This window comes from Paenibacillus cookii (assembly GCF_018333375.1).
GTDB classification, from domain to species: Bacteria; Bacillota; Bacilli; order Paenibacillales; family Paenibacillaceae; genus Paenibacillus_AQ; species Paenibacillus_AQ cookii.
Genome location: NZ_BORW01000062.1, coordinates 1 through 12,219, shown reverse-complemented (window position 1 = coordinate 12,219; position 12,219 = coordinate 1). Strand labels below are relative to the sequence as shown.

At 38.3% G+C, this 12,219-nt stretch carries 10 protein-coding genes; 2 read left to right on the top strand and 8 right to left on the bottom strand.

Annotated features, from left to right (window positions below; translation table 11 throughout):
• The first annotated feature begins 493 nt into the window (after positions 1-493).
• Both KI367_RS26110 and KI367_RS27540 read left to right on the top strand, forming a co-directional pair.
• Positions 494-1,114, top strand: coding sequence for a hypothetical protein (locus tag KI367_RS26110; protein ID WP_212953115.1), 621 nt, complete (start codon positions 494-496; stop codon positions 1,112-1,114).
• 315 nt (positions 1,115-1,429) lie between these two features.
• Positions 1,430-1,555: a hypothetical protein gene (locus tag KI367_RS27540; protein ID WP_306433263.1), complete on the top strand. Its 126-nt coding sequence runs from the start codon at positions 1,430-1,432 to the stop codon at positions 1,553-1,555.
• Positions 1,556-1,820: 265 nt separating this feature from the next.
• On the opposite strand, the gene KI367_RS26105 is transcribed toward KI367_RS27540, so the two are convergent.
• The 8 genes from KI367_RS26105 to KI367_RS26070 all read right to left on the bottom strand — a co-directional run.
• Positions 1,821-2,606, bottom strand: a complete 786-nt coding sequence (locus KI367_RS26105) for a hypothetical protein (RefSeq protein WP_212953112.1) — start codon at positions 2,604-2,606, stop codon at positions 1,821-1,823.
• 67 nt (positions 2,607-2,673) lie between these two features.
• Entirely contained in the window at positions 2,674-3,027 is a 354-nt protein-coding gene (locus KI367_RS27725; RefSeq protein WP_373316305.1) for a very short patch repair endonuclease, read from the bottom strand.
• Positions 2,993-4,684, bottom strand: coding sequence for a DNA cytosine methyltransferase (locus KI367_RS26095; protein WP_212953104.1), 1,692 nt, complete (start codon positions 4,682-4,684; stop codon positions 2,993-2,995). Before KI367_RS26095 ends, KI367_RS27725 begins: the two co-directional genes overlap by 35 nt.
• Positions 4,685-4,700: 16 nt before the next feature.
• A complete protein-coding gene (locus KI367_RS26090) occupies positions 4,701-6,779 on the bottom strand; it encodes an AIPR family protein (protein WP_212953101.1) in 2,079 nt (692 codons plus the stop codon).
• Between the two features lie 21 nt (positions 6,780-6,800).
• The gene (locus KI367_RS26085; RefSeq protein WP_246537329.1) at positions 6,801-7,739 is read right to left on the bottom strand and encodes a PD-(D/E)XK motif protein; all 939 of its coding nucleotides are present in this window, start codon (positions 7,737-7,739) and stop codon (positions 6,801-6,803) included.
• On the bottom strand, positions 7,726-10,455 hold the full coding sequence (locus KI367_RS26080; protein WP_212953099.1) for a Z1 domain-containing protein: 2,730 nt from the start codon (positions 10,453-10,455) through the stop codon (positions 7,726-7,728). Before KI367_RS26080 ends, KI367_RS26085 begins: the two co-directional genes overlap by 14 nt.
• Position 10,456: 1 nt before the next feature.
• Complete coding sequence (locus KI367_RS26075; RefSeq protein WP_212953096.1) at positions 10,457-11,917, bottom strand: ATP-binding protein; 1,461 nt, start codon at positions 11,915-11,917, stop codon at positions 10,457-10,459.
• Positions 11,857-12,219: hypothetical protein (locus KI367_RS26070; RefSeq protein WP_212953094.1), on the bottom strand; the 363-nt coding region annotated here is incomplete at its 5' end. The genes KI367_RS26075 and KI367_RS26070, both read right to left, overlap by 61 nt.

Sequence of the window (12,219 nt, the reverse complement as noted above, 5' to 3'; positions counted from 1 at the left end):
TGTTCTAAAATTCTGCAAGTCTGCCCTTTTCTTCATCCATATAATACCATTTTCGAAAATTACCCCTTAACGACAGTGAATATGCTATCGCTTCTTCTCTGAAACGGAATTATGCAAAACACTCGTACTAAGTAATGCTAGTAAAATAAACGAAATTCTCAAAACTTTCATGTAAGCACTTGTCTCTTTTTCCTTCCTGTATTTAATAAATCGCTTCGTTCTTTCGTCTAACGTTCCCGTATTCATAAATCCGAGAGGCTTAAGTGAGAATAGAGAACGAGTCTGAGACTTAGGCTTCGCAAGGCTGTCCCCCTGACTTCATCCCCCTTCGCCTATACCAATGGTGACCAATGGATTGGCACTAGCCGGGCTGCAGCGTGAATATAAGTTATGAGAAGGTCCTGCATCCCCGATATCTCAGCATGATCCTAGTTAACTTTTAAGGTATCTTATTTTCATGCTATATTTATAGAAAACTTACTAAGGAGTATTTATGATTAAAAAAAACTTATCTCTCTCAACACTAATATTTATCCTTTCGCTTCTTTTAATTTCAATCGGTTTGTTATTCTCCTTCATATGGTTCCCTAAGAAAGAAATCTATTTATCACTAACAAGTTTAGGTGGCTCAATTGCTGGTGGATGGATTACATTAATAGGTGTTAAACTAACGATTCAAAAGTCCGATGAGGAAAAATTCATACAGACATTTATGGATAAGATAATAGCAATTAATAACTCGATTGATATTCTGCAGGAATTTCGAGATGAAGATTGCGCTGAATTCGAAGGTGAGGAATTATGGTCAATAGTTTTAATGAAAAGCGAAAAATTCGAATTGGTATACAAAAATATCAGTACCACGATTGGAGTTGAAACTGCCTATAGACTCCTGAAGCACACCTTAAACTTAGAACACTCTTCTACTAACGATTTCGAAAAATATCTAAACACACACCCTCGAGTACAAATTTTTGGTAGGGATACAATATTAGACTCCAAATTACTTAGCCTAATAGAATCCATTGATATTATAATTGACGAACTTCAAGATGAGGAAGAAAGGCTAGTAAAAGAATTTAGTCGAATAAAAAATAAAAGAATTATTGTCTAGGTTTTAATTCAGAGATTTCTTATAATTTTCTGATATTATGATATTCATTTCCCTTAGATAGCTCTTATCTTAGGGAAATGAATGTGTCTTGATCCGTTTCTAAACAGAGGAGCGTTAGCGCTACGATAGTCTGCTCTTCTTTGAATAACTGCAAACTAAATCATGTTCTTAACCTTTTAGTTACTAAATAATCGGCTTGGAAACAGAAACTATCTTTATGATAAAACAAAGTAATTTAAACTTTAAATCATCCATCGTTTGGGCTTTATGGTATTATTCCAACTCTGAAAAGAGAAAAAGTTTACTCAAGATGAGTTGAGCATCTATTTACGCGTCGATCGCTCCTATATTAGTGAACTAGAAGACGGAGAAAAAGCACCCTCTCTGCTAACCATTACAGCACAATGGCAAGGGTGCTTCAGGTTAAGCCTTCGATATTAATTGAGGGTTTGATGCCTCACTTTTAGAATAATATCATTTTGATCCTCTAATGCTTCTGATAAAAATTTCCGGATGAATGTTCGACGTTTCGACACGATTGGGCAAAGCTGAAGATGCATGTCGTCGACGGCGAAACGTATGTGTACCAACAATTATTAGGCTTGGCAAGATCATCAGCTAGTCGACAATACTTACATTTGAGGTGAAATGAAAATCATGCAAGCTTTTGTCCATTTAATATATCTTCATTAACAAAAGGAGAGGATCAATAATCCCCCCCTTGGACATCAGGCTTTAAGTTAAATGCCACCGTAGCATATAAGAATTCATTTATTACCATTTTAACTATTATTTCATTAGCAAATCTGTAGCATGTATAAGAATATCGAAAATCCTGGACATCAACCCAATCTAAAAGGACTAAAGGAGCAACGAGGAACATTTCAGAGTTTTCCACACTCTGCAACCTATGCTCTATTATTAGTATTCTCTCATACACTCTACTCCCTATTTCGGGTAAAGGCTCTCCTGTAATATTGAATGGAAGTGTAAATTCTTCTATTTCTTCTAATGACATCTTGCTTGCAAAAGAGTAACTTATTGTTCCCTTCTCAATGCAATAACCTTCAGAAATTTCAAAGACTGAATGACCCAATGCCAATTTGTGAAGCACTCTTTGAATCCTATCATCAAAATAACTGGCATCGTTGTCCTGTAATACATTTTCGATATCACTTACTATCTTTTTGTTATAGTTCATTCTGCGTTCAACTTCTGAAGAATATTCGCAGACCGGATAAAAACATCTTCTCTTAAGCATCTCAATTAAAATGGATAAAAAGACTTCATCATTCGAGAATGACTTGTTGCACTGTCTACAAGCAGGTACAATACCGAGATTATCGGGAAATGGGCTCGTCAAAAATACTTTCGGGGGTATATGTTCTCTCGAGTCAGCAACTTCTCCACAATATATACAGTCCGAGTTGCCCTTAGTATAAACAATTTTACGACGCAATCTGTTGTCGCCTAAAAAATCCACAAAATCCAAATAAAGACAACCCCCCCCCCAATGTAAATAAAAGTTCCCATTCATGACTGATTCATGATTTGCTTTATCAATTGACTACACCTATATTCTGAATTTTTTTCAATTCGCAATCCCAAACGGTAATAACTTTCCAATCCATATCCCAGAGCAATTGTTGATTTTCTCGATCTCTTATACTGTTCCTCTCGATTTTTCTAATCCAGTAATCTGTATTAGATTTAGGGATTCGGTAATATTTGCATCCTTCATGTCCATGCCAGAAACACCCATGTATGAAGACAACTGTATTATATTTTGGCAAAATAAGATCGGGTTTTCCTGGCAGTTTCTTATCATGGAGTCTGTATCGGAAACCTTTGCTGTGCAAATATCTCCTGACAATCATTTCAGGAGCAGTGTTCTTCGACTTTATCTTGGACATCATCTTGCTGCGTTCCTCTGTTGTTAGCGTGTCCACCATTAACAAGCCCTCCCTGCACATTGGACAGCCCACTGCACGAATCCAGCATCTCTGCAAGTTTAGCGGCAATTGCCTTCGCCATCATTGGCGGTACTGCATTTCCAACTTGCTGATATTGCGAATCCTTGGTTCCTACAAACACATAGTCATCTGGAAAGGATTGAAGTCTAGCTGCTTCACGGATGCTTATCGCTCTTGAAATTGTTGGGTGAATCCACATTGATTTGCGTACATTTGTAACTGTTCCAGAAGGGTTGCCATACTCAAGTCTTAAATATATTGAATTCTGTGTTCTTTCTGGTCGAGTGTACGTATTCTCGGTTAAGCTACGGTCTAGATCATGGAAGTTCTGCCCTTGCCCCAAAGCCTCAAAACGTTTTTTGGCAGTCTCACGCGTTTCCGTAACGACGTGATTGTATAACATTGACGAATTGCGAAGCTCCCGCGTAAGTTCTGTTCCTAGAAAATCATTATTTAGCGGGATGGGATCATCCTCTGTGTTAAAAGTCGGAGGTACATGCTCCAAATCCTGAATTGCATCAAATACAGTAAGATACTCTGCTTCTTTATACACTCTTGCAGGCAATTCTGGACATCGATGCAAGTCTTTTCTTAACCCAACAGCAATATATCTTTCACGAAGCTGTGGTACCCCAAACCAAGCAGCATTAAGCACACCATCATCTATGCGGTATAACTGCCCCAAACTTTTTCCAATGTACTCAATAACTGAGTATGATTCAGCCTCTACATAAACGCCTCTCTGATCTATTCTTAAGTTGTGGATAGCTATATTGTTATCCAACAGTTCTTTTGCATGCATCATCAAGCGTTGAATATTGAGATAATTCAACATCTCCTGTTCTGCTTCGTCAAATGAAATTTCCTCTCCAGCATATCTAATAAACGCATTAAGCGAAGCTTGCTCAAAATTAATATACTGTCTTGAGACTGCCTTGCTTCTCCTAGGCAGTGCTGAAATATGGGTTATGCACTGCTTGCCTTTGCTCAAAGCCTTCTTCCTTGTCTCTTCCCTTCTAGAGTTTTTATACAGTATCCTTAGTGCGTAAAACACCTTGTCAGGCAAAATCAATTCACTTAAAATAGCTGGATCAAACAAATACTCTTTAATATCAACCACGGGGCACTCAGTATCCAACAGACAAATCGTTTCGTTGCGAGTAATTATTCCAAGTTTCTCAAATTCGACTCCATCATTATTTGTACAATAAAAACGATGAATATCCGACTTGAGCATCCGAACATTCTCCATCACAAAAGCTCTTGGTTTCAAATTAAGAATCACTTCAACATACTTCTTAACTAAGCTGTTGTTTTGACTAATAATATGATTTCGTTGACGATTTGCATTCGAAAATCCTTGGCAAGGGGGACCTCCAACAACTACATCAAATTCTCCATACGAACGCTTGAAAGAGTCATAGTCAGTTATATCCAAGATATCACTCAGGACTTCTGTATTCTCATGATTGCGTTCATACGTTGCCTTTGCGTAGTCATTTTTTTCAACTGCAACAGCAATATCATATTTTCCTGTCTGCATAAAGCCCAAAGTCATTCCACCTGCACCTGCAAACAAATCTAAGAGTCTATACACAGCTCTTCACCTCTTTTCAAGCGTCCTTCCAACCTTCAATAATAACCCTTTCTCTTAAAGAAAGCAACTTTTGGCTATGTATTGAATTTGGCAGCTTCGCTGGCATATTGCAAGCTATTTTTAAAGCCTCTGCCTCTACGTGGTGAGGTATTTGCTTTTCGAGAATAAACAAGTGCATTTTTTTCCAGTACTCTGCTCCATAATTGACCACTCTTGTCTGTGCCTCAATACCGCTAACGATTTTCTGATCCTTGCGAGCTCGTCGAATTTCTGTTTTTTCATCCCCTGTGGGAACAAGAAACGATTCTATCTCTGAATCAAGAGTAACGTTCAAGTTCTTCACCTTATTCCAACAAGCCTCTCTTTTGCACCATTGTGTTACGTTAGCGACAGCTCGTGAAGGATCTGTTATGGAATCAAGTACCGCTTTGGCTAGTTTGTTTAATTGTCTTGCGATAACATCCGGTACTTCCTGTTTATTCCAAATAGTTTGCAAGTCCAATACATATGTCGGGTATTGAGTTTTCAACAAATGTACTAGCAAAGCAATTGAGTAAGTTACAATGTTAGCCCTATATCCATGCTCGTACCATGACTGATGAGTAACCATTTTCTCTACGTGCTTGAATAAAATATAAAGAGCAATTGATTCTTGAAAAAATCTCTCATTAAATGAATCCTCTGAGAGTTGCCATTCGTTATCAATCCATTCAGCAAACTCTCTAAAATTTGACTGAGCCCCTTTACTGACGACATGAGGTATCTCTCTCCACGTATTTCGAGCTTTGGCCAGATCTGTTTTAGTAATAAGCTGATGCTTAGGGTTTTGCACCAGGAAACGATTTCGTTCAGCTTTAGTCATACGCATCTGGGTTTGTAGATATTGTCCTCTTGCCCGTTCATAAAACCATCGAGTATCGTGTTGAGAACCTCCCGTTGCTGGGGCAAACATCCTGCGTGAAATCTGTTCCATACGAATATGAAAGGGATGTGTTGAAAAGAAATCTGCATCGCTGACTTTATTTTGGCTATTTGATGACTTCGAAATTTTCTGCATTAGATTATGCGTTTCATCGGGTTCAGCATTAATTTCAGTCAGTTTCATTTGTACACTAATCCCTTCAAGATTAGCCTTGTCTTTATAACGTGCACTTGACAGTGAGGCTGTTGTTTGCCCTCCATTAATAATTTGAAAATCTCTAACGCAGGTGATGAATTTTCCATCTTTTTTTTCTTCTATAACTACATCAACTGCAGTAGCTGCAATTCCGTTGTTAAACGCAAAAAACATTTTGGGAGAATTCAAGATTGTCTCTCTTATCTTTTTATTGACTGCTACTTTGGTGCTTAAAAACGACCGTACATTGCCCTCTAATAATTGCGAGCCAAAACGATCGTAAATATCGGCTATTACCGAACCAGGAATTACGCACAAAAAAGAACGATAAGAGTTGTCTCCAAAATTGCTCGCATCAAGACAAGGAATTCCGTTAGCTGTGTACTGCGTAAAGTCAATTTCAACACTTTCACGTCCAAATTCCGCCAAAAACATTTTATAAAGACGCTCAACATCCCAAATCTGAAATTCTACGCTGACTCCTTCGAGCTCCTTGACCGGGAAGCTTTCAATACGGCCACTCATTAATCTATCAGTAAACAGCAGAACACGATATTTCCTAATGCGTGCCTTATTAGTTCTCAATAAATCAACTAAATCTGCTGCCGAGTTGCTTATTTCTATTTTGTCATGCAACCTGTTATTGAAAGTCTCTTCAACGAATCGAAGAGGCCATTGAAATATTTGCTCTGCTTCAGATCGAGTAAGTGTCCTCTCTGTATCATCTCCTATATAGTCTGCCACAATAAGGTTCATAGTGTAATCAAACTCATCGAATGCATATCCGTCAATTCTCAACTTCCGGTTCCGAAATCCTGAACCTATATAAAATGTGGATTCGAAATCGGGAAGCACTTCAGCATTTACAAGATAGTTTGAAACAATTCCTACAAATGCGGAACTTGAACCCTCGCCGTAGACTGCAGCAGTTGAACGAACGTCTTCGAGAAATTCTTTTCTAAAATCCTGCAGATCCATATGGCACCTCCAAAATTTAAATCATTGAGTTCTCCAGTTCTGAATTGCTTGTATACTTATACTATAGTTTGCTGATACAATTTGAGGGGGAACATTGCTGTTAATAAGTTTAGGAAAACTGTCATCGACTCTATAGCCCTGATTCCCCCCTAGTCTATACCAGTATTCTTTATATTCTAATGAATCTATGAACCCTTTTCGTAATAACTTGTCGTTGAACAGATCAAGAGTTGCTTGATTGCTTTTTAAAACTCCTCGTATCTCTTCAGCCTTGCTCAGCAAAGTATAAGAATTAGAAGAATTGGGAGCTGTTTTATCAATAAAGTATATTATAAGCTCTCCAGAGCACGGTGCTTTTAATTGTTCTAGTGAAGAAATTGATACAAATGTTGATCCAATCCCAGTTGCCTTGACCTCATGCCAGGTATCCGAAAAAATGAAATCCTGATCTGCTCCTTCAGGTCCCATCCAGCTCTCAACTGCTTCATGCATAGGAACTCCATTCAAAATGCAATTCTGCAAGTGTATCAACTCCCCTAGAAGCCCTTTTCTTTCTGCTTCGCCCAATAATCCGCTACTTTGCTGCTCCATTAGTTTGGACCACTGCAAATACCGGTTTGCAATAAATCTGATGCCTTGTATTGAGTCGCTTTGATACCTTGATGATTCTATTAAATCGCAACACAATCGAATGAATACTTCTTCATTTTCTTGACGAACTAAACGAAAGGTCATTGTCCATTTTCCATCGCTACGGCATCCAACTGATGATAAAATTGACTTGGACGATTGCAAAAATTCAGGCTCATAGCTGCAAACTATTAAAAGTGACTTCTGATTAATATCTTCATATCCAATGTGCCAATCCAAAGGATGGGTGCCATCTATTCTTGCATAAGACTTGTTGTATTGGGCTATGCTGTTCCATTTTTCAAGAAGAATGTCATTAGTCAACATCATTATCATCCTCCTCATCATCGACGTCCATCCAGTTGCTTATATCAACCATATTTACAACGTAATTTGCTGTTTTTATATAACCGTTTCCAGGAAATCCTACACCAATGGCATACAATGTCTCGGGGATTTTAGGGTTGACCGGAGCATCCTTCTTCCCAGCACTTTTCAATACATGCAGCATTAATATAGGTTTTCGGTCCCCTATGAGATATGCACTATCAGGAATATTGGTTTTGTCTGGGTGCAACTTTCTAAATCTATCCTCAGCTTCTCTAATCTCCCCCTTAGTAAGACCCGCTTTTGTACAACCACCAGATCCTACTCTTACTTTGGTACCCATAACTTTAATCATTCCGTTTGCTTCTTCTACATAGCGTTTTTCCCTTCTTATTTTGATGATTCCATTAGCACCTTCCAATTCGAAATCATCTGGGTCAGAGCCGAAAGGTATAAATACATCCCATTCGGTCAACTCCGAATTCTTTTCAATATACTCGGCAAGAGCCTTCCCTTGAAATGACATATGCCAAGGATGAGTCTCAAAGCTATAAAGCAATTCTACAATAAGATCTTTGTGAATTCCGCTCCACATAAGCCCAGATTGATCTACTTGACGTCTTGAGCCTGCTGTATCCAAACTTGCCACAAACAACTTAAAGGCACGCTCATTCGCTGCTAGTACATCCGGCTTGGATTTTAATCGTGGTGTCTCAAGCAATTTTCCGGTTACAGAAATTGGTCTGCTCACCTGTGTTGCAGTCCTCATCTTATTTCTGGCTGTAACAATAAGCGAGTTAGGGTCCTGTCTTACTTTAAGACCGAAGTCTCTTGGTGTAAGATTATACTTATTCATTTTGCTGATTTCATCTTTCAACTCGTTGGCTGCTGCGGTAATATGTCCATACCAATCAATTACATCGGGTGACATCCATACTTTGAATAAATCGCTATAATTAGGGCGATAACCAAACCATCTCGCCATTTGCAAAAGGGTATCATACATTTGAGAGTTACGATAAAAATAACTAGTGCAAAGTCCTTCAAGTGTCAGACCTCTTGAAAGGCTGTTGCCCCCAACTGCAATAACTCGCAAGCCATTCTCCTCATATGTATCATAATTAAGGCTAGCGGCTCCTGTTTTCTGGTTGACCGCTCGGATCTCTATTGGAGAAATTGCTTTATGCAGAAATAAAGCAAGCAGGTCTCCCCATGAAACTTCAGATTTCTCTTCCAGACGATGCTTGTCCCAAATTTGTTTCAACATCCTTAATGACTCTATCTTCATAGCCTGTGCCTCATCAAGGGCAGCGTAATTATGCACATCAGATTTGACTTGTTCCAGCCAAACTATTATTTTTTCACGTATTCTCACCTGGACATCAGTAAATCTACTTACATTAATAAGCATAGATCGATGATCTTTAATATCACCACGAACATCTCTTACAGCATTAACCAACAAAAAATAACCCATTGCTTCATATAAACTTGGCGGCAGTTCATCAACAACAAGATCCTTCTTATGCTTAAATGGAAAAAACATTTCAATCTCTTTAGTATCTATCTCTTCTATATTTTTTACATGAGTACCAATGTCTCCAAACATAGCATTAGCACCAATGTAATTCGTTGGAGGAGCTAGCAAATAAATAAAATCTTTTGGGAATAAATCATCGCCTACCATGTCATCATCAGTTTCAGGATTAATGAAAATATTGGCAAACGGTGTAGCGGTGACGCCTACATATGTAGCTTGATAAAAGCGATTCAATATAGAGCGTATTGCCGCATTAATCGCTGTTGGATCTTCCTCTTCTTTTTTTGTATTAACCGAGGCATTATCAGCCTCGTCATCAATAAGCAGCAAAGGCAAATCTATCTTGCCAGAATTGTCCGCATTGTTTGTATGAAGCCAGCTTTCCAAATTTTTTAATACTGATTTATTCTTCTTTACAACAAACAAGGCGGGTTCATTTATATTTTTCAAAGTTAAATCATTACTATTTAGAATACTCGTGTTAAAATCATAAAGAACCGATGTAAAAGCAGATATGCGTTTAGAAGAATCAATTTTCCCGACACCATCAAAAACATTTCTGACTTCTTGCTTTCCTTTCAAACGCAGTAAATCTTTACTCAATCTGCCAGCAAACTCCTTATCTAAGCGTTTCTGGGTTTGCTTACGCAGGTTTTCCATCATACCTGCTAGAACAATAATAACTTTATATCCAGTATCTGCCGCCTTATTGCAAATAGCAGTATAATTAACAGTTTTCCCCGATTGAACATCCCCAAGTATTAACCCTCTTCTTTGCCATGGTTTCTTACTTTGAGGATCTCCAAATAGGTCTACAATTTCATTAGATACTATCTCTAAGCTGGCTGTCACTCCAGTATTCCATCCCTTTACGTCCTCCAAATAACGTTTAAACCTTTTCCAATAATAAAAGTCAATATCTGCTCTGCGACTAGGAAGCCACGATTGATGATCGCTATTTTTATTTGAAATATAGACTCCAACATCCATTTGTATAACCAAAGCTGCCTTTAAATTTCTCATTATTTGATCGAATTCCTCATCTGCTATAGGAAATCTCTCGCGTAAAGCGATGGCTTCCGCAATGAATTCATCTTCACTTGGCGGAACATCAGGGTACTTAGTATTAATTGCAACTGAAATAAATCTTTCCAAAATCTGAGCAGATTGACTTAACATTCTACTCAACCTCCTGAATTAGTTCTAATAAAATTTCTGGGTATTGATTAAACGGTTCTGTACTTGCCAACCTCTTCAACATTTCGTCTTTTTCCTGTATGTTCCTACAAACAGACAAGAGGGGTTCCAACAGTGTCACCAAATCTTGCCTGGATATTTCATTCTCATTTATAATTCGTTGGTCATTAGTTAGATCAATATATAACTGGTTTAAAGGCAAGCTTTTCTCGATTTGTACCAAAAGCTTTTCTAATAATCGTTTTTCTATGTTAGTTCCTGAATTGAGTGCTTCAATTAAAGGATAGTCTCGATTGATTTTATAGATTACACCTCCTTCTCGCATTTTCACTCTATCCCATACACGAATTTGAGAGTCGTCCGTTTCCTTTTTCCCTCTATATGCCCATGTCCTTACACTGCTTTCGGATATTTTCCCAATAATTCCAGCCAAGCTTTTACGCACAATCTCGGGAGGTACCGCGATTGACTTTTTAATATCCAACGTCCACAGATAATCAAGAGAGTTAGGAATATCAACACGCACACGAGCAAGTTTTGACAGATCCCCTTGACGCATTAAACGAAACCATGTGCCCCAAACAAGTAACCTTTTATTTCGATAAACATAAAACCCCTGTAGCTTTCTTAGACCGTCTTTTCCTCCAAGCATGCTCAGTTCCATTTCTGAGAGCTGAGAAATATGAGGCAAGGTATAAGGCCTCACCATAACTTTATGTCCCTCAATTAGAATACTTTCATCATCCATAACTTGTGTGCTTCTATCAGCTAGAAAAGGATCAATCGGTTCAATTTTTGTATTATTCATCCAGATCTCAATCTTATTGATTCCTGGTTCTCTCCCTCCAAGATAGCGATGAAATACAAGGGATAAATGTCTCCGAACCTGGTCCATATATTTCCCCATTGATTTATCGAAATTGATCTCCGCCATACTCAGTCGATCTAATACTTGCCAGACCACCAAAGTCCCTGTCTCGTTTACCTTTAATTCTTCAACATGAGGAATATCTGCCATATCCTCGGAACTAAGAAGTTTCAGTGACCAATCATTTGTCAATTGAATAAAATCCAAATCCCACTGTGCAGCAACAACCTGGCTTTCCTTTTTACTGACAACAGTAAGCCTTCTGCATTGGGACATGGATGCGGTTTTCAACCCTAGTCCAAATCTCCCCAAGTCGCCTGTTTCCCGATCATCTAGTGGATTTTTGCTGCCATATCTCATGGCATTCTTTATTTCTTCCTCATTCATGCCATGACCGTTATCCAGTATCGCAATATAAGGCTCTGCAATAGGAAAGAACATGATGTTTATTTGTGTAGCATTTGCGGCAATACTATTGTCAATAATGTCGGCAATTGCAGTTTCTATTGAATAGCCTATTGCTCGGGTTGACTCCATAAGAACTGGTGCATAAGGTGGTATAGAAATAACCTCCACACTTTCTCCCCCTTTCTCAAGACGTAATACTCAACTTCTTTTAGAAATTCGACACAATTTCCCATATCCCTTTTAGGAATACCTAGTACTTCGTTACTACTTAAAAATTTCTTTGATGATTTATAGGCATTGGTTCTGGTATCAAGAGTAAGTTTATTTCCTTTATTAATTCTGCTAATTTGAGCGTTTTGCAGTAATCTGAGGCCTTGAGCCGTAAGGATTTTCGGACATAAAAAAGGGACTTCACCCCAACTTGGAGAAGTTTTCAAGTGACCAAACCCAAAAACCTCAAGGATGGAGGA